General features: G+C 64.1%; 23 protein-coding genes and 1 tRNA gene. 7 read left to right on the forward strand and 17 right to left on the reverse strand.

The window, feature by feature from the left end:
* Window positions 1–297 precede the first annotated feature (297 nt).
* Entirely contained in the window at window positions 298–1,794 is a 1,497-nt protein-coding gene (locus tag AC1DYO_RS27465; RefSeq protein WP_477267547.1) for a CoA-acylating methylmalonate-semialdehyde dehydrogenase, read from the reverse strand.
* Window positions 1,795–2,173: 379 nt separating this feature from the next.
* On the opposite strand from AC1DYO_RS27465, the gene AC1DYO_RS27470 reads away from it, so the two are divergent.
* The 3 genes from AC1DYO_RS27470 to AC1DYO_RS27480 all read left to right on the forward strand — a co-directional run bounded on the left by AC1DYO_RS27470 (window position 2,174) and on the right by AC1DYO_RS27480 (window position 5,789).
* Window positions 2,174–3,055, forward strand: a complete 882-nt coding sequence (locus AC1DYO_RS27470; protein ID WP_477267548.1) for a LysR family transcriptional regulator — start codon at window positions 2,174–2,176, stop codon at window positions 3,053–3,055.
* Between the two features lie 137 nt (window positions 3,056–3,192).
* On the forward strand, window positions 3,193–3,633 hold the full coding sequence (locus AC1DYO_RS27475; protein ID WP_477267549.1) for a hypothetical protein: 441 nt from the start codon (window positions 3,193–3,195) through the stop codon (window positions 3,631–3,633).
* Window positions 3,630–5,789, forward strand: a complete 2,160-nt coding sequence (locus AC1DYO_RS27480) for a phospholipase D-like domain-containing protein (RefSeq protein ID WP_477267550.1) — start codon at window positions 3,630–3,632, stop codon at window positions 5,787–5,789. The genes AC1DYO_RS27475 and AC1DYO_RS27480 overlap by 4 nt, the downstream gene beginning before the upstream one ends.
* 4 nt (window positions 5,790–5,793) lie before the next feature.
* Here AC1DYO_RS27480 and AC1DYO_RS27485 read toward each other — a convergent pair whose 3' ends face one another.
* From AC1DYO_RS27485 to rsfS, 8 genes are all read right to left on the reverse strand, one after another.
* The gene (locus AC1DYO_RS27485) at window positions 5,794–7,050 is read right to left on the reverse strand and encodes a D-amino acid dehydrogenase (protein ID WP_477267551.1); all 1,257 of its coding nucleotides are present in this window, start codon (window positions 7,048–7,050) and stop codon (window positions 5,794–5,796) included.
* Between the two features lie 90 nt (window positions 7,051–7,140).
* Entirely contained in the window at window positions 7,141–8,286 is a 1,146-nt protein-coding gene (gene alr / locus AC1DYO_RS27490; RefSeq protein ID WP_477267552.1) for an alanine racemase, read from the reverse strand.
* An 82-nt stretch (window positions 8,287–8,368) separates the two neighbouring features.
* Window positions 8,369–8,881 carry an RNA pyrophosphohydrolase gene (locus AC1DYO_RS27495; RefSeq protein ID WP_477267553.1) on the reverse strand — a complete coding sequence of 171 codons (513 nt, stop codon included), beginning with the start codon at window positions 8,879–8,881 and terminating at the stop codon, window positions 8,369–8,371.
* Between the two features lie 49 nt (window positions 8,882–8,930).
* Window positions 8,931–10,115 carry a divergent polysaccharide deacetylase family protein gene (locus AC1DYO_RS27500; protein ID WP_477267554.1) on the reverse strand — a complete coding sequence of 395 codons (1,185 nt, stop codon included), beginning with the start codon at window positions 10,113–10,115 and terminating at the stop codon, window positions 8,931–8,933.
* Between the two features lie 188 nt (window positions 10,116–10,303).
* Window positions 10,304–11,629: a S41 family peptidase gene (locus AC1DYO_RS27505; protein WP_192252503.1), complete on the reverse strand. Its 1,326-nt coding sequence runs from the start codon at window positions 11,627–11,629 to the stop codon at window positions 10,304–10,306.
* Window position 11,630: 1 nt separating this feature from the next.
* Complete coding sequence (locus AC1DYO_RS27510; protein WP_477267555.1) at window positions 11,631–12,974, reverse strand: murein hydrolase activator EnvC family protein; 1,344 nt, start codon at window positions 12,972–12,974, stop codon at window positions 11,631–11,633.
* A gap of 210 nt (window positions 12,975–13,184) precedes the next feature.
* Entirely contained in the window at window positions 13,185–13,667 is a 483-nt protein-coding gene (rlmH, locus tag AC1DYO_RS27515) for a 23S rRNA (pseudouridine(1915)-N(3))-methyltransferase RlmH (protein ID WP_477267556.1), read from the reverse strand.
* A gap of 59 nt (window positions 13,668–13,726) precedes the next feature.
* Complete coding sequence (gene rsfS, locus AC1DYO_RS27520; protein WP_181061503.1) at window positions 13,727–14,104, reverse strand: ribosome silencing factor; 378 nt, start codon at window positions 14,102–14,104, stop codon at window positions 13,727–13,729.
* A gap of 241 nt (window positions 14,105–14,345) precedes the next feature.
* On the opposite strand from rsfS, the gene AC1DYO_RS27525 reads away from it, so the two are divergent.
* Window positions 14,346–15,200: a mechanosensitive ion channel family protein gene (locus tag AC1DYO_RS27525; protein ID WP_477267557.1), complete on the forward strand. Its 855-nt coding sequence runs from the start codon at window positions 14,346–14,348 to the stop codon at window positions 15,198–15,200.
* A 15-nt stretch (window positions 15,201–15,215) separates the two neighbouring features.
* On the opposite strand, the gene AC1DYO_RS27530 is transcribed toward AC1DYO_RS27525, so the two are convergent.
* The 3 genes from AC1DYO_RS27530 to AC1DYO_RS27540 all read right to left on the reverse strand — a co-directional run bounded on the left by AC1DYO_RS27530 (window position 15,216) and on the right by AC1DYO_RS27540 (window position 18,850).
* A complete protein-coding gene (locus AC1DYO_RS27530; RefSeq protein WP_477267558.1) occupies window positions 15,216–16,496 on the reverse strand; it encodes an MFS transporter in 1,281 nt (426 codons plus the stop codon).
* Between the two features lie 230 nt (window positions 16,497–16,726).
* The gene (locus tag AC1DYO_RS27535) at window positions 16,727–17,359 is read right to left on the reverse strand and encodes a nicotinate-nucleotide adenylyltransferase (protein ID WP_477267559.1); all 633 of its coding nucleotides are present in this window, start codon (window positions 17,357–17,359) and stop codon (window positions 16,727–16,729) included.
* A gap of 204 nt (window positions 17,360–17,563) precedes the next feature.
* Window positions 17,564–18,850, reverse strand: coding sequence for a glutamate-5-semialdehyde dehydrogenase (locus AC1DYO_RS27540; RefSeq protein ID WP_477267560.1), 1,287 nt, complete (start codon window positions 18,848–18,850; stop codon window positions 17,564–17,566).
* Between the two features lie 106 nt (window positions 18,851–18,956).
* Between AC1DYO_RS27540 and AC1DYO_RS27545 the strand changes: the two genes are divergently transcribed.
* Complete coding sequence (locus AC1DYO_RS27545; RefSeq protein WP_477267561.1) at window positions 18,957–19,313, forward strand: hypothetical protein; 357 nt, start codon at window positions 18,957–18,959, stop codon at window positions 19,311–19,313.
* On the opposite strand, the gene proB is transcribed toward AC1DYO_RS27545, so the two are convergent.
* A complete protein-coding gene (gene proB, locus AC1DYO_RS27550; RefSeq protein WP_477267562.1) occupies window positions 19,305–20,441 on the reverse strand; it encodes a glutamate 5-kinase in 1,137 nt (378 codons plus the stop codon). The two genes, AC1DYO_RS27545 and proB, sit on opposite strands and share 9 nt — an antisense overlap.
* Window positions 20,442–20,443: 2 nt before the next feature.
* On the reverse strand, window positions 20,444–21,475 hold the full coding sequence (obgE, locus tag AC1DYO_RS27555; RefSeq protein ID WP_477267563.1) for a GTPase ObgE: 1,032 nt from the start codon (window positions 21,473–21,475) through the stop codon (window positions 20,444–20,446).
* Between the two features lie 170 nt (window positions 21,476–21,645).
* Between obgE and AC1DYO_RS27560 the strand changes: the two genes are divergently transcribed.
* Window positions 21,646–22,509 (forward strand): endonuclease/exonuclease/phosphatase family protein, encoded by an 864-nt coding sequence (locus AC1DYO_RS27560; protein ID WP_477267564.1) that lies wholly within the window; start codon window positions 21,646–21,648, stop codon window positions 22,507–22,509.
* A 244-nt stretch (window positions 22,510–22,753) separates the two neighbouring features.
* On the opposite strand, the gene AC1DYO_RS27565 is transcribed toward AC1DYO_RS27560, so the two are convergent.
* From AC1DYO_RS27565 to AC1DYO_RS27575, 3 genes are all read right to left on the reverse strand, one after another.
* On the reverse strand, window positions 22,754–23,341 hold the full coding sequence (locus AC1DYO_RS27565) for a GNAT family N-acetyltransferase (RefSeq protein WP_181061448.1): 588 nt from the start codon (window positions 23,339–23,341) through the stop codon (window positions 22,754–22,756).
* Window positions 23,342–23,473: 132 nt separating this feature from the next.
* On the reverse strand, window positions 23,474–23,743 hold the full coding sequence (gene rpmA, locus AC1DYO_RS27570) for a 50S ribosomal protein L27 (RefSeq protein ID WP_477267565.1): 270 nt from the start codon (window positions 23,741–23,743) through the stop codon (window positions 23,474–23,476).
* 100 nt (window positions 23,744–23,843) lie between these two features.
* Window positions 23,844–24,554, reverse strand: a complete 711-nt coding sequence (locus AC1DYO_RS27575; RefSeq protein ID WP_477267566.1) for a 50S ribosomal protein L21 — start codon at window positions 24,552–24,554, stop codon at window positions 23,844–23,846.
* Window positions 24,555–24,902: 348 nt separating this feature from the next.
* Here AC1DYO_RS27575 and AC1DYO_RS27580 point away from each other — a divergent pair.
* Window positions 24,903–24,992, forward strand: a tRNA-Ser gene (locus AC1DYO_RS27580).
* The last annotated feature ends 334 nt before the right edge of the window (window positions 24,993–25,326 follow it).

Raw genomic sequence — 25,326 nt, forward strand, 5'->3', positions numbered from 1 at the left:
TCCCGGCAAGAAGAGGTGGTTGACGGCCTCATTTTGCCGGGACGACCCAGGCCGGTTCCGACGTCATCATCGCGTCGCTCCTTTCTGTGTTCCGGTCTGCCATCCAGCGGATGTTCCCGCTATGTTCCATATATGGTGTCAGCGAGAGAAAATAACAAGCGGCCGATACGACCCGCGACCCGAAGGCAGAAAGGCCCGGGCTTTTCCGCCCGGGCCTTTTTCATCTCAAATAGGGTGGATCAGCTCGCCCGCGTGCCCACAGCCGAGGCGAGGACACGCAAACGAAGAAGCATCCGGTCAGTTCATCGTCGGGATGACGAACTCCGCGCCGTCCTTGATACCGGACGGCCAGCGCGACGTCACCGTCTTGGTCTTGGTGTAGAAGCGGAACGCATCCGGGCCATGCTGATTGAGGTCGCCGAAGGACGACGCTTTCCAGCCGCCGAAGGTGTAGTAGGCGATCGGCACCGGGATCGGCACGTTGATGCCGACCATGCCGACCTGGACCCGGGAAGCGAAGTCACGCGCGGCATCGCCGTCGCGGGTGAAGATGGCGACGCCATTGCCCATTTCGTGGTCATTGGCGAACTTGATGGCGTTCTCATAGGTCGGCGCGCGCACCACCGAAAGCACCGGGCCAAAAATCTCTTCCTTGTAGATGCGCATGTCGGCGGTGACGTTGTCGAACAGGCAGCCGCCCATATAGTAGCCGTCCTCGTAGCCCTGCATCTTGAAGCCGCGGCCGTCGACGACCAGCTTGGCGCCTTCCTTGACGCCAATGTCGACATAGCCCTTGACCCGCTCCAGGGCCTGCGCCGTCACCAGCGGGCCGAAATCGGCGGACGAATCCGTCGACGGGCCGACCTTGAGGCTTTCGACACGCGGGATCAGCTTTTCCATCAGCCGGTTGGCGGTGTCGTTGCCGACCGGAACCGCCACCGAGATCGCCATGCAGCGCTCGCCGGCCGAACCGTAGCCGGCGCCGATCAGCGCATCGACCGTCTGGTCCATGTCGGCGTCGGGCATGATGATCATGTGGTTCTTGGCGCCGCCGAAGCACTGCACGCGCTTGCCGGCGGCCGTGCCGCGCGAATAGATGTAATGCGCGATCGGCGTCGAACCGACAAAGCCGATGGCCTTGATGTCGGCATCGTCGAGAATGGCGTCGACGACGTCCTTGTCGCCGTTGACGACGTTGAGGATGCCGGCAGGCAGGCCGGCCTCGATGAACAGTTCGGCGATGCGCATCGGCACGCCCGGATCACGCTCCGAGGGCTTCAGGATGAACGCGTTGCCGCAAGCGATTGCCGGCGCGATCTTCCACAGCGGGATCATTGCCGGGAAATTGAACGGGGTGATGCCGGCGACGACGCCGAGCGGCTGGCGCATTGAATAGACATCGATGCCGGGGCCGGCGCCGTCGGTGAATTCGCCCTTCATCATGTGCGGAGCGCCGATGCAGACTTCGACCACTTCGAGGCCGCGCTGGATGTCGCCCTTGGCGTCGGCGATGGTCTTGCCGTGTTCGCGCGCCAGTATGTCGGCCAGTTCGTCATAGTCGCGAGCGACCAGTTCGAGGAATTTCATCAAGACGCGCACACGGCGCTGCGGGTTGGTCGCAGCCCATTTGAGCTGTGCTTCCTTGGCGTTGAGAACAGCCGCGCGCAATTCCGCCGGCGAAGCCAGCGCCACCGTGCCGCGCACCGTGCCGTCCATCGGCTGCATGACATCCTGCTTGCGCCCGCTGGTCCCGGCGACATGCTTGCCGCCGATGAAATGACCGTATTCGATCATGGTTTCTCTCCCTGAGTTTGTGATGCTGCAGTGAACGCCTTTGCGGGGGCGAAAGCAACGCGAGGGAGAACGCAACCGTTGTGCAGGAAATAGACAACGGTGGTCGAGTGTGCATTAATTGCCGCAAATGGCGATGTCACGAATTATCTGCTTGAGGACAACCGGTTGAGTTCCTTCGCGCCCCCCTCTGTCCTGCCGGACATCTCCCCCACTTGGGGGGAGATTGCTCGGTCATCCCCGCTTTCGCCAATCGCAACCGTTGCTGAAGGAGAGCAGTCGGCGGAACTTCCAATCTCCCCCCTTGTGGGGGAGATGTCCGGCAGGACAGAGGGGGGCGCCACAGAACGCGACGTTGACCATCATCATCCGGACCACCCCCATGAACTGGGATGACGTCCGCATCTTCCTCGCCGTCGCCCGCGCTGGCCAGATCCTTGGCGCCGCCAAGCGCCTCGAGCTCAACCACGCCACGGTCTCGCGCCGCATCGCGGCACTCGAGGATGCGCTGCGCACAAAACTGTTTCGCCGGCTTACCACCGGCAGCGAGCTGACGCCGGCCGGCGAGCGCTTCCTCGACATTGCCGAGCGCATGGAGGGCGACATGATTGCCGCGCGCTCGACCGTGTCGGGCGAAGGCGACGATATTTCCGGCACGGTGCGCATCGGCGCGCCCGACGGGTTCGGCGTCGCATTCCTGGCCACGCGCCTCGGCGCGCTGACGGCGCTGCACCGCGAACTGACCATCCAGCTGGTGCCGGTGCCGCGTTCCTTCTCGCTGTCACGGCGCGAGGCCGACATCGCCATCACCGTCGAGCGGCCGAGCGAAGGCAGGTTGGTGGCGGGAAAGCTGGTCGACTACACGCTCGGCCTGTTTGCCTCACGCGGCTATGTCGAGGCGCATGGCCTGCCGCAGACATCAGCGGAACTTAGCCAGCATACATTGATCGGCTACGTGCCGGACCTCATCGTCAGCCCGTCACTCGACTATGCGGCCGAGTTCAGCCCGGACTGGCGCACCAGTTTTGCCATTTCCTCAGCCCTCGGCCAGGCCGAAGCGGTGCGTTCAGGCGCCGGCATCGGCATTCTGCACACCTTCGTCGCCCGCTCGATGCCGGAGCTGATCCCCGTCGACATCGTGGCGCCGATCCGCCGCGCCTATTGGTTGGTCTATCACGAATCGGTCCGGCCCCTGCGCCGCGTGCAGATCGTCGCCAACTTCATCACCAAGGCGGTGGAACGCGAACGCGGGCTGTTCGTGTAAGTGCCGCCTTTCCCCTGCCATAAAATCCCCTTCCCTTGCCACGGAATCAATGAGTGTGGCATCAGGCACAGGATTTTGCCGCAGGTACGGTGGAGCGCCGGGGTGGCACATTTTTCGGAAAACTGGCGCGGATAACAATGCGAGCCGTTCTTGCCATCCTCCTGCTGGCCTGGCTTTCGGCCTGCGCCAATCCATGGACCCAAGTTCCGGAAGCCGAATTGCCAAAGCCGGTCCGCACCGCGATGGCCCGCCCCTCGCCTTTCGTCTTCGGCAATTATTGCGGCCCCGGCACCCGCACCGGCGACCTCTCGGCCCGTCCGGTCGACCGGCTCGACAGCGCCTGCCAGATCCACGACGCCTGCTACATCGCACGCCGCAATCATTGCGCCTGCGACGGCGCGCTCGTCGCCTCGGCAAAAGCGATCCGCGACGACAGGACGGCGCCAAAAAAGATGCGCGGCGAGGCCGAGCTCTTGATCGCCACCTTTGCGCTTCCCGTCTGCAAGGTCTTTCCGCAAGGCTTCCTGCCACCGCGCGATCCGGCTGAGCTGAAGACGATGAACAGGGCGACGGGATGAACCGCGCCTTCCGCCTGGCCCTTGCCGGGCTGGCGCTAGCAGCCCTTGCCGCCTGCGCCGGTCCGCTCAAACACAGCTGCGATTTCTTCCCCGATGCTAGGGACTGCGGACGGCCCTCGCTGTCGGCGGGCACACCGGGGCCGCGGACCGCGGCCGCCGCGTTTTTCGGCGACGCCGGCACCAGCGATTACGAAAGGCAGTTTCTGGCACTGCTCGCCTACAACCAGATCGGCGCCATGGACAGGGAGAACGGCACCGGTCCGTTCGGCCATGACCGCCATGCCATCGCCAACCGCGATTTCCAGGCCACCTACCGGACCCTGGAACAGCTGGCGAAGCCGGTTACGGCCGAACAGATGCCGGCGGCGAGCGGCAAGCCTGGCGAAGGCCACTTCGACGGCCGGTGGCGGGTGTCGCGGCAGACCCTCTATGTCGACGCCGCTGCCCGTCCCTCCGCGCCCAAGACATTCAGTTTTTCCGGCCTGCAGGCGCGCTCGATCGAAATCGTGCTGCGCCAGTCGGGCCACCAACCAGTCGACATATCGGGCGCCTGCGACGGCACGCTGGCGATCCGCGCCGGTGGCAGCTCGCGCACCATCACCGCTGGCGCGCCATTTCGCTTTCACCTGTCGGGAGAAGAAGCCGCCACCGCCAGCCTGTTTCCAGGTGACAGTCTGAACCGCTGCGATCTCAAGCTCAGCTCCAGCTTCGCACCTGCCGGCGCCCCGCTCACCATCCTGCGCGAAGAGGTTGCCTATCCGGCGCTTGCCGCGCTCGACAGCCGCTACGAGCGCTGTCCGGTGCCAGATCCCTTCGGGTTGGAAGAGCTTGACCGCGTCTTCTACGCCGGCCGCTGGCTTTCGCAGACCTGCTCGCTGCCGCTCGGCCAACCACGCCTGCTGCGCAAATCGCGCGACGGCTTCAACGCCAAGGTCGAAGCGCTGCTCGGTGCGCCGCTACCCGAAAGCGCCTTCGACAAGGTCGATCCCGAACTGCCGCTCGACTTCTCGCACGCGCCGAAACTCAAGCTGATCTATCTGTCGTCACTGGAGTTCAAGGCCGACTTTTCCGGCCGCGTCATCGAGCGGCTGATCCGCCATCACGCGGCCCTCGGCACCAAGGTGCGCATCATGGTCACCGACGTGCTGGAGCGCGACAAGGATGATGCGCTGCTGCACCGGCTGGCCGCCGAATACCCCAATGTCGAGGTGCAGGAATATCGCTGGCGGGCCGACCAGGGCGCGCCGATCGACGAGCAGCTGTCGCAGTTGCACAAGACCCATCACGTCAAGATGCTGGCAACGCTGGCGCAGAATCCCGCCCGCTCGCGCGTCATCATCGGCGGCCGCAACATCCATGACGGCTTCCTGTTCCACAAGCCTATCGACCTGTCGCGTTATCCAAAGCTGGAACAATACGGCAAGACCGATGGCTTCTCGCTGAACTACTATTCGAACTGGAGCGATTTCGACATCGAGTTCGCCGATCCGGCAACCGTCGAGACGCTCGCCGCGCATCTTTCGACATTGTGGCTGCGCGACGCCGACACCAATATTATCAGGCCTTTCTCCATTCCGGTGCGCACCGACGGCCGGCGCCCGCCAGGCACGGTGCGCCACTTCATTTCCGTGCCCTACGAGGACAACCACGCGCTGGAGACCTATTTCGTCGAACTGATCGACACCGCAGAGCATCATATCGAGATCGTCAATCCCTATCTCAATCTGACGCCGAAGCTCAGCCTCGCCATCGAGCGGGCACTGGCGCGCGGCGTCAGGATCGACATAGTCGGCCGCATCGACCTCAAGGGCGACATTGGCGGCAGGTTGCTGACCGCCCTCAACACGCTGTTCGTCGAGAAATATGGCGACCGCATCAACATCCGCGAATTCAAGGCGCCCGATGTCGTGCTGCATTCCAAGATCATGATGATCGACGAAAGGCTGGTGACGATCTCGTCGGTCAACCTCAACAACCGCAGCTTCTTCCATGACCTGGAAAACGGCATGATGGTGCTCGACCCCGCCTTCTACGCCAGAATGCAGCCGGTCTATGACGACTATGTCGCCCATTCGAACCCGGTCTCGACCAAGGTGACGATATCCTGGGCCTACCGGTGGCTGTTCTCGAAGGGCTGGGTGAAGGAGGCGTTTTAGCTTCCTACCTCAAATACCGTTCCGGCCCCAGCTCCCGCACATCGATATCAGGCACTTTGCTGGAGATGATGTCGGACAGCACCTTGGCCGAGCCGCAGGCCATGGTCCAGCCAAGTGTGCCATGGCCGGTGTTGAGGTAGAGGTTGGAGAACTCGGTGCGGCCGATCAGCGGTGGCCCGTCCGGCGTCATCGGCCGCAGCCCGCACCAGAACGACGCTGCCTTGAGGTCGCCGCCATCCGGGAACAGATCGCCGACCGAATGTTCGAGCGTGCGTCGCCGCGATTCGTGCAGCCTGAGGTCGAAGCCGGAAATCTCCGCCGTGCCGCCGACGCGGATGCGGTCGCCGAGCCGTGTGATCGCCACCTTGTAGGTTTCGTCCATCACCGTCGATTCCGGTGCTGCCGCCGCATCCTTGATCGGCACGGTGATCGAATAACCCTTGACCGGATAGACCGGGATCGGACGCCTGAGCAGCCGYATGAAACGCGCCGAATAGCTGCCCAGCGCCAGCACATAGGCGTCGGCCGCGCGCGAGCGCTGATCCGTGCCGAAGCTGACGATGCGATTGCGGTTCTTGGTGAAGCGCCTGATCTGCGTGCCGTATTCGAACGTGACGCCGCGCGCCACGCAGAGCTCGGCCAATCTGTCGGTGAACATCTTGCAGTCGCCGGTTTCGTCGCCGGGCAATCTCAGCCCGCCGACAAATTTTTCCCGCACGCCAGCCAGCGCCGGCTCGGCCGCGATGCAGCCTTCGGGGTCGAGCAGCTCGTAGGGTACGCCGTATTTTTTCAGCACCTCGACGTCGCCGCCGGTACCGTCGAGCTGCTTTTGCGTGCGAAACAGCTGCAGCGTGCCTTTGGCCCGTTCGTCATAGGCGATGCCGGTCGCCTCGCGCAGCGCCTTCAGCGTGTCGCGGCTGTATTCGGCGAGCGGCACCATGCGCGCCTTGTTGATGGCGTAGCGATCGGCCGTGCAGTTGCGCAGCATCTTGAGCAGCCACGTCCACATATGCGGATCGAAGGCCGGGCGCACGACCAGCGGACCATGCTTCATCAACAGCCATTTGATTGCCTTCAGCGGGATGCCGGGACCGGCCCAGGGCGAGGCATAGCCAGGCGACACCTCGCCGGCATTGGCGAAGCTGGTTTCCAGCGCCGGCCCTTTCTGGCGGTCGAAAACCGTGACCTCGTGGCCTGCCTCGGCGAGATAATAGGCTGTGGTGACCCCGATCACGCCGCCGCCCAACACGAAGATCTTCATCGCATCACTCTCCACGACGACATCTGTCAGAAGGCCGCCGCCTCCTGTCTGCCGGATTTTGCAGCGTCCGCCAAGGGGGCGCGTCTCGTCCTATGCGTTCACGTAGCGGCGGTGGAAGCGGGGGCCGAGGCTGGTCAGGATTTCATAGCCGATCGTGCCGGCATGGCCGGCGGCGTCATCGACGCTCTGCGACGGACCCAAGAGTTCGACAAGGTCGCCTTCGCGCAGCCGCCCGGCCGGCAGCGCCGATATGTCGAGGATGATCGAATCCATCGACACCCGCCCGACAAAGGGCAGCCGCACGCCGTCGAACCAGGCGGCCGACGCAGCGCGCCGGTGCCAGCCATCGGCATAACCGAGCGAAATCGTCGCCGCGCGCAAGGGACCGCTGGCCAGAAACGCATGGCCGTAGCCGACGCCCGCACCCTTGTCGATGCTGCGTGTTTGGATGATCTTTGCCTCGAGCCGCACCACCGGTAGCATCGGGTTCGCCTCCCCTGGCGTCGGATTGATGCCGTAGAGCGCTGCGCCCGGGCGGGCGAGGTCGAAACGATAGGGAAAGCCCAGAAAGATGCCGGAGGAATTGTCGAGCGACGCCGGCGCCTTGGGCAGCATGGCACGCAGCCGTTCGAACTCCTTGAGCTGCGCGTCGTTGGCCGCATTGGCGGGTTCGTCGGCCCGCGCCAGATGGCTCATGACGAGGACGACATCTACGCCGGCAAAAGCATCGGCGGCAAGCGCCTCGACCTCGGCGGGCGCCATCCCCAGCCGTGACATGCCGCTATCGACCTGGATGGCCGCCTTGAACTTGCGGCCTGCCTTTTGGCCCGCCTCGCTCCACGCCTTCAGTTGTCCGGCGCTGTTGATGACGGGCACAAGATCCGCCGCAACCGCTTCCGGTTCCGAGCCCGGCGGCAGGCCGTTCAGCACATGGATCTCCGGTCGCGACCCAACTGCGTCGCGCAGCGCGACACCCTCAGCGAGATGCGCGACAAAGAAGATGTCGCAGCCCTCGGCAACGAGTGCGGCCGCCACCTGGCGCGCGCCGAGCCCGTAGGCGTCGGCCTTGACGACACCAGCGCAGCGCACGCCGCCGAGTTTGGCCTTCAGCCGCCGGTAATTCTCTCTGACAGCGCCAAGATCGATGGTCAGGATCGCGCCGGCCGCCGCTTCGCTGATCGGCTGCGAGCCGGTTTCCGGCTCTGAACGCGATGACTTCCCCAGGGCGCTGCTCATCCCGGCTCCTGACCAGAGCACCAAACAAACCCTATCAGTAAGGACAGTTCATGGACGCCGCAACAGCCGAGCCTTCAGCCCGCTACGCCAGGTGGCGGAACGCCGCCACCACATCCTCATAGACCTTGCGCTTGAACGGCACGATCAGGTCGGGCAGGTCCCGCATCGGCCGCCAGGCCCATTCATCGAATTCGGCGGTATGGCCGCCGGGCGGCGGGTTGATCTGGATCTCGCTGGTCTCGCCGTGAAAGCGGTAGGCGAACCACTTCTGCGTCTGGCCACGATAGCGCCCCTTGAAGGCGATGCCGACCAGATCGGCCGGCAGATCGTAGTTGATCCAGTGTGGCGCTTCGGCCAGCAGCGTGACCGAGCGCATGCCGGTCTCTTCGTAGAGCTCGCGCCCGGCCGCCTCCAGCGGCTCCTCGCCCTTGTCGATGCCGCCCTGCGGCATCTGCCAGAGCTGCGTGGTGCCGGCGAATTCGCTATCCGGCTCGGCGATGCGATGCCCGACCCAGACCAGCCCATCGCCATTGAGGATCATCAGTCCGACGCAGGGCCGGTAAGGCAGCGTCTCTGGATCGATCTTTTTAGCCATCTGTCAGGTCCAGCCGTTTCGAAAGTTCGCGTCGGTCCGGCAGATAGCGCTAATTCTTTTGCGGGTCGATGGCCACTGCCGAGATCGGAACGATTTCGATGCCGCGCTTCTTCGCCTCCACGATCCAGGAGGTGACAGTGTCGACGGTGAGGTCGAAGGCCGAGCCGATGCCGACGGCGGAGCCTTTGGCGCGCGCGGTCGCTTCCAGCGCGTCCAATTTTTTCAAGATGGCGCCGCGGTCCTGCACGGCGTCGATCGCCGTGTCACCGGCGACGAACGGCACGCCGTCCTTCAAGGCGAGGTCGGGCGCCAGGCTCCGCGCGGACGAGCCGTCATCGATATAGGCAAGGCCACGCTTGCCGAGCTCGGCCATGAACGGTTCCATCGCCGTCGCGTCGGCCGAAAAGCGCGCGCCCATATAGTTCATGACGCCGGTATAGTTGGTGGTCCGCGACAGCGCCCAGCGCAAATTCTTCAGATTCTCATCCGGGCTCGCCGCCACCGTCAGCGTGTTGCGGCCGGGATTGACGTTGGGATAGTCGAACGGTTCGAGCGGCACCTGCATGACGACCTCATGCCCGCTCTGCCGTGCCGCCTGCATCCAGCGGCCGATGCTGTTGCCTTGCGGAGCAAAGGCCAAAGTCACTTCCGCCGGAAGCTTGGCGATCGCAGCCTGCGTGCCGGTCTGCGACACGGCAAGCCCACCGACGACAATCGCCACGCGGGCGCCGCGCGAACCCGACCACGGCCTGGCATAGACGTCGAACGGCCGCCGGCCGTCGGCGGCGCGGACCGGCAGCGGACCGGTGTCGCTGGCCTCGATCAGGGCCTTGTCAGGGATATGCGCGATCTTCAGATTCTGGCCGATCGTCGAAGGGTCATGGATGACGATGGCTGCATTGGGCGGACCATCGCCCTCCTGGGTCTGCACATGGATGATCTGCGGCCCGCTTACCTTGGGCGGCGTTTCCGCCTTCGGCGCAGCAGGTGCGGTAGTCGGTGCCGCCGGTGCCGCCGCGACAGGCTCGGCCGCCGTCACCTTCGGCGTCGAGACCGCCGCCTGTTCGGGCTTGCGGAAAGGCTTTTCGCGCAGCGCGATCGCACCGGAGATGCCTACAGCCGCAAGCACGACCAGTGTCGTCGCGACAGCACGGCCGCTGATTCCGCGCGACGCAGGGCGCGGCCGGGCGGTCTGTCCGAGCGGGCGTTCGATGTCTTTGCCGATGTCAGCCAAGCCGCATCCCCGGGCGCACGATCAGCGAAACCTTTTCGCCATGCGCATATCCAAAACTGACGGCGCGTCCCCGGCGCCTTTTGAGGCACTGCTCTCCATCCACTGCCTCCGAATCAAACTGCCGGAACCTTGCGGTCCCGGCAGCATTGCATCGCTTTCAAACAGGCGGCCAGAGCCGCCGGTCGACTTTACTGGTTGAGCACGGCCTTCTCCGGATTCGGCGGGAACGCCGGATCCGTCTTCTGGCCGCGCAGCAGCTGTTCGGCGTAGATGAGCTGCAGATCGTCCTTCGGATCCGGCGGCACATAGGCAGCCGAGCCCGAACCGGTATCGCTCTCGTCGGCGCCCTTGATATGGCCCTTGAGGTCCGATTCGCCGCGCGTCAGATCCCTGCCCTGCAGTTCGGGCGGCAGCGGCTGGTCGACCTTGATGTCGGGCGTGATGCCCTTGCCCTGGATCGACTTGCCGGACGGCGTGTAATAGAGCGCCGTCGTCAGGCGCAGCGCGCCGTTCTCGCCAAGCGGGATGATGGTCTGCACCGAGCCCTTGCCGAAGGACTGCGTGCCGACCACGGTGGCGCGGCGCAGATCCTGCAGCGCGCCGGCAACGATCTCCGAGGCGCTGGCCGAACCGCCATTGACGAGCACGATCAGCGGCTTGGCGCCGATGTCGTCGCCTGCCTTGGCGTCGAAGCGGGTGACGTCCTTCGGATCGCGGCCGCGGGTCGAGACGATCTCGCCACGGTCGAGGAAGGCGTCGGAAACGCTCACCGCCTGGTCGAGCAGGCCGCCTGGGTTGAGGCGCAGGTCGAGCACATAGCCCTTGAGCTTGTCGTTCGGCACCTGCTTCTTGATGGTGTCGATGGCGTTCTCGAGGTCGTCATAGGTCTTTTCGGTGAAGGACGTGATCTTCATGTAGCCGATGTCGTTCTCGACCCGGAACTTGACCGCCTTGACCTTGATGATGTCGCGAACCACCGTCAGCTCGATCGGCTTGTCGGCGCCCTGGCGCAGGATGGTGAGCTTGATCGGCGTGTTGACCAGGCCGCGCATCTTCTCGACCGCGTCGTTGAGCGTCAGGCCGCGAACCTCTTCGCCGTCGATCTTGGCGATATAGTCGCCGGCCAGCACGCCTGCCTTGGCGGCCGGGGTGTCGTCGATCGGCGTGATCACCTTGACCAGGTCGTTCTCCATGGTGACCTCGATGCCGAGGCCGCCGAACTCACCCTTGGTCTGCACGCGCATGTCCTGCGCCTGCTCGGCATTCATGTAGGAGGAGTGCGGGTCGAGCGAGGCGAGCATGCCGTTGATGGCGTTTTCGACCAGCGACTTGTCGTCCGGCGGCGTCACATACTGCGCCCGCACGCGCTCGAAGATGTCACCGAAGATCGCCAGTTGCTTGTAGGTTTCGGAGCCTGCAGCGTTCGCCGTCGAGCCGGGCGCGCCATAGACCAGGCTCATCGCTGACGCGCCCATCAGCGCACCGGCAATAAGAAGCGACAGTTTCCGCATCATTTCACGTCCTTCCAGAGAAGCGGTCCGCCCACCATGGGGTCGGATCGACGGGTTTTCCATCCTTGCGGAACTCGACGTAGAGTTCCGGCGTGGCATTTCCATTCTTCGAGGCCGAGGTGCTTGCCACCCGGGCCTCTCCCATCGCGCCGACCGGCTCTCCTGCGAGCACCGACTGGCCAGACGCGACGCTGATTCTGCTCATCCCCGCCAGGACGACATGATAGCCGTCTCCCGCATTGAGGATCAAGAGTTGACCATAGGAGCGAAAAGGCCCCGCATAAAGCACATTTCCGTCCGCAGGTGCGGTGACGATGGCTCCCGATTGTGTCGCAACCATGTCGCCAAGCATCACCGCGCCGTTACCGTCATCGGCCCCGAAACGGCGCTTGATCTTGCCGGTGACCGGCAGCGCGACCTGGCCCTGAAGCGCCGAAAACGGCACCGCCGCGGTGAGACGATTGCCTTCCGGCACCGGCAATGACGCCAGTTCCGTCGACGCGGTCGTATCGGCGTCGGTCTTATCGGCGTCGGCCGCCTTCTGCTCGCCGGCCTTCGCAGCATCCGCCGCCTTGCGGCTCTTGTCGGCCTCGAGCGAGGCAATCAGCTCCTTCAGGCTGCCGGCCTTGGCCGCAAGCGCCTGGGATCGCTGCTTTTCCGCCACCATCGCGGTCCAGGTGTCCGCCTCAAGCTTCTGCTTGGCTTCGAGCAGCATGGAGAGGCGTTTCTTTTCCGCCGTCTGCTCGCCGACCGCCGCCGTCAGCCGGGTCCGCTCGGCCTCGATCGAGGCCGTTACCCGTGTCTGTTCCTTGAGGTCGGCCAGCAATTTGTCGGTCTGTTGACGCAGTTCCGGCACCACGGCGCCGAGCAGAATGGCGCTGCGCACCGACGACAGCGCGTCTTCCGGCTTGACCAGGATCGCCGGTGGCGGGTTGAGCCCCATGCGCTGCAACGCGCCCAGCACCTCGGCCAGAACGTCGCGCCGCGCTGCCAGCGAGACGCGGATCTTCTGTTCCTCGGCCTTCAGGCCTTCGAGCCTGGCGCCGATATCCTCGATATCCTGGCCGAGCTTCTGCTCGGTCATCGCCGACTGGATCAGCGCCGCGGTGATCGAGGCATGGTCCTTCTTGACCGCCGCTATATCCGCGGCGAGCTTGGCCAGCCGTTCGGACGACAAAGTGATTTCGGCGGAAACCTTCTCATATTCAGCCCGGCTCTGGTCCGGGTCGGGCGCCACGTCGAGCGTGTTTTCAGCCCGCGCCAGCCCAAGCGACAGCAAAAGTACTGCCGCAGCGATGCCGCAGCGCGTGTGCCGGAAGCCCGTTCCTGATTTCCCGTTGTCAGCCATTGAAGCCCGAGTCTATGCGTGGCTTCGTTAACGAACCATCAACCATGATCGAAACCGAAGCCGAATGCATGTCGCCCAAAAGTGTCCTCGGTTTTGGGAAAACGACATGCATAAAACCAAAAGACCTAAAGCGCGTCGCATGACGCGCTTTAGCATAAAACAGCCGCGCATTGGGGCGGAAATCCGTACGGTTGGCGTCCACCCACCGGTTTATGAACGGTGGTACGGATGGCCTGAAAGAATCGTCGCCGCGCGGTAGAGCTGCTCACCCAGCATGACGCGCACCATTTGGTGCGGCCAGGTGGCCGCGCCGAACGACAGCACCAGATCGGCCTGGTCGCGAAGCGGCTGGTCGTGCCCGTCGGCACCGCCTATGGCGATGACCAGCGCCTTGCGGCCGCCGTCGCGCAACTGGCCGATGCAGCTGGCAAAATCGTCCGAGGTCAGGTTTTTGCCGCGCTCATCGAGCAGGAACAGCGCCGTGCCCGGCTGCAGTTGCGCCTGCAGTCTCTGGCCTTCCTCGCGGCGGCGCTCATTGGCGTTCTGGGCGCGTCCTTCGGGAATCTCGGTGACACCAGAGAATTCGAGCCCAATCGCCGGCCCGCTTTTGGCGAAACGCTCGAAATAGCGGTCGGCCAACTCTCTCTCGGGGCCGGTCTTCATCCGGCCCACGGCATGAACTGATATCTTCATCCCTGCCTCGCCGAGCTTTCACATGTCGCACCGACGACGGTTACGACATGAGACGGAGCTCAGTGCAAGGTCTCTTCCTCGAGGTCCGGCGCCTGCCACATCTTTTCAAGATTGTAGAATTCGCGGACTTCGGGGCGGAAGACATGGACGATGATGTCGCCTGAATCGATCAGGACCCAGTCGGCGCCGGACAGCCCCTCGACGCGCGCCATGCCGAGCCCGGCATCCTTGAGCGCCTTGAGGAGATGGTCGGCAACAGCCGAGACATGACGGTGCGATCGGCCCGACGCGATGACCATATAGTCGCCGAGGCTCGATTTCCGCTGAATGTCGATTGAGACAATGTTTTCGGCCTTGGAGTCTTCCAGACTGGCAAGGACTGTCGTGATGGCGCGGGACACGGCGTCGTTTACGCTGATCCCGGCCGGCGAAGGCACGATGTCGGCCTTCTTCCGCAGTGCTGTTCTCAGTGTATTTCCTTTCGCAGCAAGAACAACCAAATCACCCATAAAATCAGGTGACACCCCATAGATAGGCAGAGTTCCGTTGCAGTTTCAAGACGCAGGCCCTGCGAGCGCGAACGTCGCATCCGATTTCGGGTTCCGCAGCCCTTGAGAAAAATCGGAACCCATGGCCGCTGCACGGGTTATCGACACACCCCCAACCGGAATTTCCATGATGCCCATCGACCCCCAGAACACGCTCCTCACCGTGCAGGCAGGGCTTGCGCAACTCAGCACGCTGATCGTCTCCTATTCTTTCTCCGCCATCGGCGCCATCATCCTGCTGGTCGTCGGCTACATCGTGGCCGGCCTTGCCGAACGCTCGATCTTTGCCGGGCTTGGCCATATTCATGGCTTCGACGCGACGCTGCGCCATTTCTTCTCGAAGATCGTGCGCTACGCCATCCTGATCCTGGTCGTCATCATGGTGCTGGGACAGTTCGGCGTGCAGACGGCCTCGATCATCGCCGCCATCGGCGCCATCGGCCTCGCCATCGGGCTGGCGCTGCAAGGCACGCTGCAAAACATCGCCGCCGGCATCATGCTTCTGGCGCTCAGGCCATTCCGCATCGGCGAATATGTCGAGGTCGGCGCCATTGCCGGCACCGTCGAGGAAATCGGCCTGTTCGCCACCAAGCTTCGCACGACAGATGGCGTCTATGTTCTGGCGCCCAATTCGACGCTGTGGAACCAGCCGGTGCGCAATTTTACCCGCAACGGCGCGCGCCGCAGCGACATCACGCTCACCATCGGCTCGTGGAACGACATCGACCTGGCCCAGAAGACCATGCTGGGCGTCGCCGGTGGCGAGCGCCGCATCAAACGCGAGCCGGCGCCGATCGCCTTTGTCGCCACCGTCGGCGACGCCAGCGTCGCCATCACCTTGCGCTACTGGACGTCAGCGGCGGATTTCTTCGCCACCCAGATCGATCTCACGAAGCGCGTCAAGCAGGCCTTCGACGCCGAGGCCATCTCGGTACCGGCACCGCCTCCGGAAGCGCGGCAGCAGGCTTCCGCCACCCGACAGTAGGTCTGTGGAACTGGCCTAGCGCTGCTCTTCCGGGGCGTAAGCGAGCTCTACCGGCAACGGCGCCTGCGCCGACATCGGCGCGAAACTGCCGGTCTCCGTGGCAGGGACGGCGCGCGTCGTCGCCACCCGCCACAGCACGAACAGGCAGAAGACGGTGGCGATGACGATGGCCACATAGATGAAGGCTTGCGTTCCATAGACAGCCGACAGGGCCGTCACGATGCCCGGCACGATGAAACCCGACAGCGACCAGGCAAACAGAAGCGAACTCGACAGCGCCACCATGTCGTCCTTGCCGGCCCGGTCGGCCGCATGCGCGCTGGCCAGCGAATAGATCGATTCCGAGGCGCCGTCCCAGATAACATAGATCACCACCAGCACCATCAGCGCGCCGCCGTCGAAGCCGATGGCGAGCAGGCCGGCGACGGTGGCGAGTGCCGCGGCACCAGCCAGCACGTAGCGGCGGTCGGTGCGGTCCGAAATCCAGCCGAGTGGGATCTGCAGGATCAGCGTGCCGACCGGCATGGCTGAGAGCAGCAGCGCCACGTCTGCCTGGCTGTAGCCCTTGGCCGTGGCGTGGATCGGCGCAAAGCCGGCAATCGCCATCGACAGGCCGCCGACGGCCAGCATGCCGGCCACCCCTACAGGCGAAATCCGCCAGGCGCGGCCGAGCGCAACGGTCGCGGCCTGCGGCGGCGGCGGCTGGGCGAGCCGCGTCATCCCGACCGGCAGGATCGACAGCGCCGTGAACGCAATGCCGATCAGCGGCGCTTCGGCCGTCGCGATGTCGACCGCCGCCAGCAGGGCATAGCCAACGCCGAGGCCGGCGACATAGGCGACGTAAAACACCGCCATCACCCGACCTCTGATAGCATTGGCGACGGCGTCATTGAGCCAGCTCTGGGCGACGATGAACAGCCCGCATATGGCAAAACCGTAGAGCGCGCGCGCCGCGATCCACAGCAACGGGTAGGTGCCGGCGCCGATGGCGGCGTTGGACAGCGCAATCAGCGCCGACAGCACCATGAAGGCGCGGGCGTGCCCGACGCGACGCACCAGCGGTCCGGTCAGAATGCAGCCGGCAAGGCCGCCGGCCGAAAGCCCGGTGATGATCAGCCCGGCCCAAGTCGGATCGAAGTGCTCGACACCGAGACGGACCGGGATATAGGCGAACATCAACCCATTGCCGACCGCAATCAGCGCCATCGACACGACGACGCTGGCAATGGCGATCACCGGCGCCGGCGGAGCGCCATGCTGCGGGTCGATGTGGGTCTGGTTCACTGGAACGGCCATGTTCGAGCAGCATCGCCTAGCCGATGGCGAAAGGCCGCTGCAAAAGCGACATCGGCAGGCCTTCCCTTCTTCCCTTGGGGGAGAAGGTGGATCGGCGCGACAGCGCCGAGACGGATGAGGGGTGTTCCAGGGAACGCCAACGCCTCACTCCGCTGGGAACACCCCCTCATCCGTCGCCTTCGGCGACACCTTCTCCCGCAAGGGGAGAAGGGGGAGCGAGCCAGCGCAGCCTACCCCTTCGCAGCGCTGCGAATGGCGCTCGACGACAGCGAGGAGCGCGGGCCGTGGATGAAGGTCCAGGCCGGCGCCTTCATGCGGGCGAGCCTGGGCGCATCACCCTCGTCGACGCGGGCATAGTCGAAGGTCTTGGCGACGACCGAGGACAGGAAGGACAGCGTCGCCCCAGGACGGTCGATGACGGCGATGGGGAAGGTCATGACGATCTGGCGCCAGCGCTGCCAGCGGTGAAAATCGCGCAGTGAGTCGGCGCCCATGATCCAGACGAAATCGACGCCGGGATTGCGCGCCTTGACCAGCGCCAGTGTGTCGGCGGTGAAGCGGATATGGTGCGCCGCCTCGAAGGTGGTGACCTTGATCTTCGGGTTCTTGGCGATCTGCTCCGACTGAACCAGCCGCTCGCTGAGCGGCGCGAGCTCGCGCGTGCTCTTCAGCGGATTGCCTGGCGTCACCATCCACCACAGCTGGTCGAGCGCCAGCCGCCGCAAGGCAATTTCCGCCACTAGCGCATGGCCGGCATGCGGCGGGTTGAACGAACCGCCGAACAGGCCGACGGCGAGGCCTTTTTCGGCATGCGGCATGCGGAGGTAGCGCGAGGGGATGGCGGGCTGAGGGGACGACAGCATGGTGCTAGGCACCCCCCTCTGCCCTGCCGGGCATCTCCCCCTCAAGGGGGGAGATCAGCAGCTGCGGCGACGGTGACCATCCCCCAGAGCTGACGATTGGCGAAATCACAGATGACGGCCAATCTCCCCCCTTGAGGGGGAGATGCCCGGCAGGGCAGAGGGGGGTGGCTGGGCGCAAGCTTCAGGCCCTTTGGCCGAAAAACGTCAAGGCCTCACCTGTCCCGACCCGCGCACACGGTATTTGAACGAGGTCAGCTGTTCGACACCGACCGGGCCGCGCGCGTGCATCTTGCCGGTGGCGATGCCGATCTCGGCACCCATGCCGAACTCGCCGCCATCGGCGAACTGGGTCGAGGCGTTGTGCAGCAGGATTGCGGAATCGATCTCGTTGAAGAAGCGCTCCACCGCCTTTGCGTCCTCGGCGATGATCGCCTCGGTATGGTGCGACGAAAACGTCTCGATATGGTCGATGGCGCCGGCAATGCCGTCGACCAGTTTTACCGCAATGATGGCGTCGAGATATTCGGTCACCCAGTCGGCGTCGGTCGCCGGCTTGGCATCGAAGAACAACTTCATCACCTCGAGATCGGCATGGATTTCGCAGCCGGCAGCGCGCAGCGCGTCGAGGATCGGCACCAGATGCGTCGACGCCACGGCACGGTCGACCAGCAAAGTCTCTGCAGCGCCACACACACCGGTGCGCCGCATCTTGGCGTTGACGGCGATGCTGACCGCCATGTCGAGATCGGCCGACCGGTCAATGTAGAGATGGCAGATGCCTTCGAGATGGGCAAAGACCGGCACCCGCGCCTCGCTCTGCACGCGCCCGACCAGGCTTTTGCCGCCACGCGGGATGATGACGTCGAGATTGCCGGAAAGCCCTTTCAGCATCTCGCCGACAGCGGCACGGTCGGTGGTCGGCACCAATTGGATGGCGTCTTCCGGCAAGCCGGCAGCCTTCAGCCCCTCGACCAGGCAGGCATGGATAGCGGCGGAGGAATTGAGCGAGTCCGAGCCGCCGCGCAGGATCACCGGATTGCCGGCCTTGAGGCAGAGAGCACCGGCATCCGCCGTCACATTCGGCCGGCTTTCGTAAATGACGCCGACAACGCCGAGCGGCGTGCGGACGCGCTCGATCTGCAGGCCGTTCGGGCGATCCCAGGCCGCGATCACGTCCCCGACCGGATCCTTGAGTTCAGCGATTTCCCTGATGCCGTCAGCCATGGCGCGGATGCGCGCTGGATCGAGTTTCAGCCGGTCCATAAAGGAGCCGGACAGCCCGGATTCGTGGCCATTCGAAACATCGATGGCGTTGGCGTCGAGAATGTCCTGCTCACGGGAAATGATCGCGTCGGCCATGGCAACGAGCGCTGCGTTCTTGGCGGTGGTGGTGGCGATGGCCAGCGGTCGGGCGGCAGCGCGGGCGCGGCGGCCGATATCGGCCATCAGCGCGATGGTGTCATCCCCGGATTGTTCATGCAGCTTCAGCATATGCATTCTCTAGACGCTCGAAGAGTGATGTTGCTTTACACGCCCGCTACGATCTCATCAACGCGGTGATCAAACGTGATATTGTGTTTCATCGACCGGGGAGGCAATGGTGCCGCGAATTTCAACAGCAGCTTTAAAGAAAATGAGAAACAGCTACCGACTGGATGTCGCGAAATTTTTGGCAAAAAAGGCCGCTGCCCAAAGTCTGGTCACATATGGTGAGCTAACGGAAGCCTTCGGCGGCATCGACCGAGGTTGGGGCAATACATTGGGAGGAATCGCCCTTCGGTGTAGCGATGCCAAACTTCCCCGCCTTTCGGTGATTGTGGTCAGCAAAGGAACTGGCCAGCCATCGATGGATGCTGTTCTTTATGAGGATCTAGGGCTAACGACCCCATTGCAAATAGAGGCAGAACAGCAGCTATGCTTCAGTCATGACTGGCAAGCCGCCGGCTTAGGCTGACTGGTCACCCGGATCACTCACCACAAGATCATCCCTATGGATCATCGCCGAGCGCGCCTCGTATCCGAGCACGGTTTCGATCTCGGCCGTCTTCAGGCCTGCGATCCTTACGGCATCGGCGGCATCGTAGGCAACCAGCCCGCGCGCGATCTCGCGTCCCTCAGGCGACAGGATCGCCACCGTATCGCCGCGTGAGAAATTGCCGCTGACCAGCCTGACACCGGCCGGCAACAGCGACTTGCCAGACAGCAGCGCGCCGATGGCGCCAGCATCGACGGTGAGCCGCCCCGCCGGTTCCAGCTGGCCGGCGATCCAGGTCTTGTAGCCTTTGACCGGATTGGCGCTCGGCCGGAAGAAAGTAGCGCGCTCGCCGCGTTCGATCGCCATCAGCGGCGACAGCCTTGTGCCAGAGGTGATGATCATGGCGGTGCCGGCGGCGGTGGCGATCTTGCCGGCGTCGAGTTTGGTGCGCATGCCGCCGCGAGACAGCTCGGACGCTGCAGCCCCGGCCATCGCCTCGATATCGGGCGTGATGCGGTCGACCACCGGAATGAACTTTGCGTCGGGATCGCGCGCCGGCGGGGCGGTGTAGAGCCCGTCAATGTCGGAGAGCAGCACCAGGAGGTCGGCGCCCATCATCGTCGCCACGCGCGCGGCCAGCCGGTCATTATCGCCATAGCGGATTTCGGAGGTCGCCACCGTGTCGTTCTCGTTGATGACCGGCACCGCCTTCATCTTGAGCAGCGTCGAGATCGTGGCGCGCGCATTGAGGTAGCGGCGGCGCTCTTCTGTGTCGCCGAGCGTCAGCAGGATCTGGCCGGATTTCAGCGCGCCCTTGCCCAGCGCATCCGACCATGCGCCGGCCAGCGCGATCTGGCCGACGGCGGCCGCCGCCTGGCTCTCCTCAAGCTTCAGCGCCCGTTTGCCAAGGCCCAGAATGGTGCGGCCGAGCGCAATGGCGCCGGACGACACGACCAGTATCTCGGCGCCGCCGTTGGCCAGCACCGCAATGTCGTCGGCCAGCGAGGCCAGCCAGTCACGCTTCAGGCCGTTGGTGCGGTCGACCAGCAAGGCCGAGCCGATCTTGACCGTGATGCGCCGGTATTTTGTCAGCGATTTCGCCGTCATCACTATTGATTCCAGCGGGTCTCAATGGGAGCCGTAGTCCTGTCGCGCGCCTCGCCAACCACCGCCATCAGCACGCGCAGCACCGCCTCGACGCCTTCGCCGGTGACCGCAGACAGAAGCATAGGCGCGCGGCCGGCGGCGCGCTTCAGCGACGCGGCCTTCTTCTTGCGCTCACCGGCGTCGAGGATGTCGACCTGGCTGAGCGCCACGATCTCGACCTTCTCGGTCAGCCCATTGCCATAGGCGTCAAGTTCGGCGCGCACCGTCTTGTAGGCCTTGCCCGGATTTTCCTCCTGCGCCGAAACCAGATGCAAAAGCACCCGCGTGCGCTCGACATGGCCGAGGAACCGGTCGCCGATGCCGACGCCCTCATGCGCGCCTTCGATCAGGCCCGGAATGTCGGCGATGACGAATTCGCGCGCGTCGATACGGGCGACGCCGAGGCCGGGATGCAGCGTGGTGAAGGGGTAGTCGGCGATCTTCGGCTTGGCCGCGGTCACCGCCGCCAGGAAAGTCGACTTGCCGGCATTCGGCAGCCCGACCAGGCCGGCATCGGCAATCAGCTTGAGCCGCAGCCAGACGTTCATCTCTTCGCCGGGCAAGCCGGGATTGGCGCGGCGCGGCGCCTGGTTGGTCGAGGTCTTGAAATGCTGGTTGCCGAAACCGCCATTGCCGCCCTTGGCCAGCAAGAAGCGTTGGCCGACCACGGTCAGGTCGCAGATCAGTGTCTCATTGTCCTCGGCAAACACCTGGGTTCCGGCCGGCACCTTCAGCGTCACATCGGCACCCTTGGCGCCGGTCATGTTGCGGCCCATGCCGTGAACGCCGGTCTTCGCCTTGAAATGCTGCTGGTAGCGATAGTCGATCAGCGTGTTGAGACCGTTGACCGCTTCCAGCCAGACATCGCCGCCGCGGCCGCCGTCCCCGCCATCCGGGCCGCCGAACTCGATGAATTTTTCGCGCCGGAACGACACCGAACCGGCGCCACCGTCGCCAGAGCGGATATAAACCTTGGCCTGATCGAGAAATTTCATTGGATTACGCAGTTTCTGCTGTTGGCCTTGCGGCTTTGCTCTAACTTTGCGCCTTGCTCTAAACCAAGGCGCGGCGAAGGGCGAGGCCGATTTGCGACTAAAGCGCCGGATGCCCTTTTGTCGGGGAAGCGGTAGCAGTGTTCGCGGGACGGAGCGTGGGGGGCGTGGGAATGAAAATTGTCACCTATAATATCCAGTACGGCATCGGTCTCGATGGCCGCTACGATCTCGGCCGCATCACCGATGCGGTGCGCGGCGCCGACGTGATCGCGCTGCAGGAAGTCACCCGCAACAATCCGAGGAACGGCAACCGCGACATGGTGGCCGAGATCAGCGAGGCGCTGCCCGAGTATTTTGCCGCCTATGGCAGCAATTTCGAGGTCAATGTCGGCTCGCGCCTGGAGGCCGGCCGCGCCATCACCACCACCTTCCAGCTCGGCAACATGGTGCTGTCGAAGACGCCCATCCAACTGTCGCGCAATCTGCTTTTGCCGCGTAGCCGCAGCCTGGAGGCGATGAACTTCCAGCGTGGCGCGCTCGAGGCGCTGATCGAGACCCCGCTCGGCTTCGTGCGCTTCTATTCCACCCATCTCGACCATCGCAGTCCGGTTGAACGCGCCAGCCAGATCCGCTTTCTGCGCCAGCGGCTGCTAAACTATGCCCTGGAGGGCGGCGGTCTCTCCGGCATTCCCGAGATCGGCCTGCCGGACCTGCCCTATCCCGAAGCCTTCATCGTCATGGGCGACTTCAACATGCTGCCCGGCTCCTCCGAGTATGTCGAACTCGTCGGCCGCCCGGACCACGAGTTCGGCATGCCGCTGACCGCCGATCTCGCCGTCGACGTCGCCCAGCGCCTCGACGCATCGGATCTCGTCACCTGGGTCGACCCCAACCGGCCCGAAGACACAGGCCGCCACAAACGCATCGATTACATCTTCACCTCTGCCTCGCTCGCCGGATCGCTGAAGCGCCTGTGGGTCGACCAGAAGGCCGTCGGCTCGGATCACCTGCCGGTCTGGGTCGAGATGGGTTGACCCAATCTGTCTTTCCGACCTTGCTTCAGGGCCATGCGCCGAGGTGTGTTGAGATTCAGGTCAGGCCGAGTCGAGAATAGTGGCTTCCGAGAACCGGAGCGGAGCGTACTTAAGTACGTGAGCACCGGCCTACGCCGGCCGTAGCCTTACCTGCCACCACCACTCATGAGTGCTTCGGCCGGCGAAGGCCGGAAGCGCAGGAAGCCGCCATTCGCAGGCCGGCCTCACCTGAATATCAATACACCTAAAAGTGGACCCAGTTTCGCAGGCTAATCCACGTCTTCCTGTCCAACCTATACCGCTCGACCGGCACCTGGCCGGCGACGATAGAGTTCAGCATGCCCTGGCCGGCATACTGGAAGCCGCACTTGTGGATGACCCGGCGCGAGGCCGGATTGATGACCCTGGTCGAGGCCTGCAGCACCTGCGTCGACGTCCGCTGGAAGGCGAGGTCGACCAGCGCGTGCGCGGCCTCCGTCGCATAGCCGCGCTTCCAGTAGGGCTCGCCGATCCAGTAGCCGAGTTCCAGCCCGCGATCGGTCATGTTGAGGCCGGCGCAGCCGACGAAAATGTCGGTGCCGGCCAGCGTCAGCGCATAAGCAATACCGGCGCGGCGCGACCGGGTCATGGCCAGGAAGGCGCGCGCCTCGGCCTCGCCATAGGGGTGCGGCATGCGCGCCAGCATCTCGGCGACATGACGGTTGTCGGCAAGCTCGACCAGTTGCGCGATATCGGCTTCGCACGGCGCACGCATCACCAGCCGTTCCGTGGCCAGCACCGGGCAGTCTATGGCGTAACTTTCGTCTTCGGTGTCTTCCGCTTCGGCAACCATTTGACATCCTCCAGGCAAGAAAAAAGGGGAGATGGAAAACCCATCTCCCCTGATCCTTTTCCTGGCTCCATTCACTGGTTTGGCCAGACACCGGTTCCCGAGATGGGCGCCGGTTTTATAGTGCGGAACCGGCTACTCCGCGGCTTTGGTAATCGGATTGACCGATACGTAGGTTCGGCCGTTGGCTTTTTTGTTGAAGGTGACCGCGCCGGTCTCGAGCGCAAAAAGGGTGTGGTCCGTGCCCATGCCGACATTGACGCCGGGATGCCAGGTGGTGCCGCGTTGACGGATGATGATGTTGCCCGGGACGACGGCTTCGCCGCCGAACTTCTTCACGCCCAGACGCTTGGAATGCGAGTCGCGACCGTTGCGCGACGAGCCGCCAGCTTTCTTGTGTGCCATCTAACTAACTCCGATGCGCCCTGGGGGCGCTTGAATGGTCTTATGAACGCGTTCGCGTTCCGTTTCAAGTCCGATCCGGCGACCTTGTCGCCGGTTCGTTTTACTTCTTCGCCAGTTCCTTGGCCTGCTCGCGCCAGTCCTTGATCTGGTCGGCGCTGAAGGGCATGTGCTCGTCGATCTTGGCGACATCCTTGTCGGTCAGCTTGGCCAGCTGCGCGAAGGTGATGATGCCCTGCTCGGCCAGATCCTTGGCAGCGACCGGGCCGATGCCCTTGATCACGGTCAAATCGTCCGGCTCGCCCTTCGGCGCCTTGAACAGCGGCGCGGCCTTGGCCTCACTCGGGGCGGTCTCTTCCTTGGCTTCTGCCTTCGGGGCAGCCTCAGCCTTGGCTTCCTTCTTGGCCTTGGCTTCCTTCGGCGCGGCCTCGGCCTTCGCCTCGGGCGCTACGTCAGCCTTGGCTTCCACCTTGGCGGCGGCCTTCTTGGAAGGCTTGGCGCCACCCAGCAGGATCTCGGCGATCCGCACGGTGGTCAGAAGCTGGCGGTGGCCGATCTTGCGGCGCGAATTCTGCCGGCGACGCTTCTTGAAAGCGATGACGGTGCGGTTCTTGCCCTGCTCGACGACTTCCGCCGTGACCAGAGCGCCATCGACGAACGGTGCGCCGAAGGTGACATTTTCGCCCTCGCCATGCGCGAGAACGCTGCCGATTTCGACGATGTCGCCGACATTGGCTTCGAGTTTTTCGATCTTCAGGAGATCGTTGGCGGCGACGCGATACTGCTTACCGCCCGTTTTAATGACTGCGAACATTTTTTGCCTTTCGCTGTTCGGTCGGCCTTGATGAGCCGCGTCACGCGGTTCGGCCGTCTTTTTGTCAGTCTGCGGGTTCAAAAAACAAGCGGCGTGGAAGAACCCTCCACGCCGATTGCGCGCTTCCCCTAACCGAAGGTTCGGGTGAAGTCAAGGCAAACGGCCCGTTTCCCTGCGGTTCCGACCCTTGCTCCGGAACGCGGGCCGACGCCGCCTGTCGATTGCCGCCAATGCTCGATCAGGCAAGGCCCGCACAGGAAGCTGAATTTCCCCGCGGATTTGGCCTTGTAACCTGCCCGCCCAGCCGTTATCTAGTGCGCCGCGCCGGCAACGGCCGACCATGACCGCGGAGAGGTGGCAGAGTGGTCGAATGCACCGCACTCGAAATGCGGCATGGGTGCAAGCCCATCGGGGGTTCGAATCCCTCCCTCTCCGCCATCCTGCTTCGCTCTCCGAGCTTCGCAGGATCGGTGCAGTCAGCGGGGCGAAGTGGGATGCCCCCCGAAGCTTCAGCGTAGGAGGGCGGGTTCGAATTTCTCCCGTTGTCCCCGCCGTCCGAGATTGCGTCAAAACAAAGAGATAGAGCGGTTCGCCGTTTCCGTGAAACGGTGAAACGCTCTAGGTGTTTGATCCCAGGCTTTGATGGGGCATCCTTATCCTCCGAATCGAGGGATGCACTATGGGCCAGGTTCTTCATGGGAGCGCCACGACGACAGAGGCAATCCGTCGAGCGATACAGCATAGTCAAGAGAGCCTGAGGACGCTGGCCAAG

The organism is Mesorhizobium sp. P2_F5, assembly GCF_056403715.1.

What these genes read in the sequence shown, in the direction of transcription:
- AC1DYO_RS27535 (WP_477267559.1), bottom strand. Translation starts at nt 17,359, where the DNA reads ATGCTGTCGTCCCCTCAGCCCGCCATCCCCTCGCGCTACCTCCGCATG.
- AC1DYO_RS27495 (WP_477267553.1), bottom strand. Translation starts at nt 8,881, where the DNA reads ATGGCTAAAAAGATCGATCCAGAGACGCTGCCTTACCGGCCCTGCGTC.
- AC1DYO_RS27470 (WP_477267548.1), top strand. Translation starts at nt 2,174, where the DNA reads ATGAACTGGGATGACGTCCGCATCTTCCTCGCCGTCGCCCGCGCTGGC.
- proB (WP_477267562.1), bottom strand. Translation starts at nt 20,441, where the DNA reads ATGACGGCGAAATCGCTGACAAAATACCGGCGCATCACGGTCAAGATC.
- obgE (WP_477267563.1), bottom strand. Translation starts at nt 21,475, where the DNA reads ATGAAATTTCTCGATCAGGCCAAGGTTTATATCCGCTCTGGCGACGGT.
- AC1DYO_RS27565 (WP_181061448.1), bottom strand. Translation starts at nt 23,341, where the DNA reads ATGGTTGCCGAAGCGGAAGACACCGAAGACGAAAGTTACGCCATAGAC.
- rpmA (WP_477267565.1), bottom strand. Translation starts at nt 23,743, where the DNA reads ATGGCACACAAGAAAGCTGGCGGCTCGTCGCGCAACGGTCGCGACTCG.
- AC1DYO_RS27505 (WP_192252503.1), bottom strand. Translation starts at nt 11,629, where the DNA reads ATGATGCGGAAACTGTCGCTTCTTATTGCCGGTGCGCTGATGGGCGCG.
- AC1DYO_RS27465 (WP_477267547.1), bottom strand. Translation starts at nt 1,794, where the DNA reads ATGATCGAATACGGTCATTTCATCGGCGGCAAGCATGTCGCCGGGACC.
- AC1DYO_RS27475 (WP_477267549.1), top strand. Translation starts at nt 3,193, where the DNA reads ATGCGAGCCGTTCTTGCCATCCTCCTGCTGGCCTGGCTTTCGGCCTGC.
- AC1DYO_RS27510 (WP_477267555.1), bottom strand. Translation starts at nt 12,974, where the DNA reads ATGGCTGACAACGGGAAATCAGGAACGGGCTTCCGGCACACGCGCTGC.
- AC1DYO_RS27540 (WP_477267560.1), bottom strand. Translation starts at nt 18,850, where the DNA reads ATGCTGAAGCTGCATGAACAATCCGGGGATGACACCATCGCGCTGATG.
- AC1DYO_RS27530 (WP_477267558.1), bottom strand. Translation starts at nt 16,496, where the DNA reads ATGGCCGTTCCAGTGAACCAGACCCACATCGACCCGCAGCATGGCGCT.
- rlmH (WP_477267556.1), bottom strand. Translation starts at nt 13,667, where the DNA reads ATGAAGATATCAGTTCATGCCGTGGGCCGGATGAAGACCGGCCCCGAG.
- AC1DYO_RS27480 (WP_477267550.1), top strand. Translation starts at nt 3,630, where the DNA reads ATGAACCGCGCCTTCCGCCTGGCCCTTGCCGGGCTGGCGCTAGCAGCC.
- AC1DYO_RS27575 (WP_477267566.1), bottom strand. Translation starts at nt 24,554, where the DNA reads ATGTTCGCAGTCATTAAAACGGGCGGTAAGCAGTATCGCGTCGCCGCC.
- AC1DYO_RS27560 (WP_477267564.1), top strand. Translation starts at nt 21,646, where the DNA reads ATGAAAATTGTCACCTATAATATCCAGTACGGCATCGGTCTCGATGGC.
- AC1DYO_RS27525 (WP_477267557.1), top strand. Translation starts at nt 14,346, where the DNA reads ATGCCCATCGACCCCCAGAACACGCTCCTCACCGTGCAGGCAGGGCTT.
- alr (WP_477267552.1), bottom strand. Translation starts at nt 8,286, where the DNA reads ATGAGCAGCGCCCTGGGGAAGTCATCGCGTTCAGAGCCGGAAACCGGC.
- AC1DYO_RS27545 (WP_477267561.1), top strand. Translation starts at nt 18,957, where the DNA reads ATGGTGCCGCGAATTTCAACAGCAGCTTTAAAGAAAATGAGAAACAGC.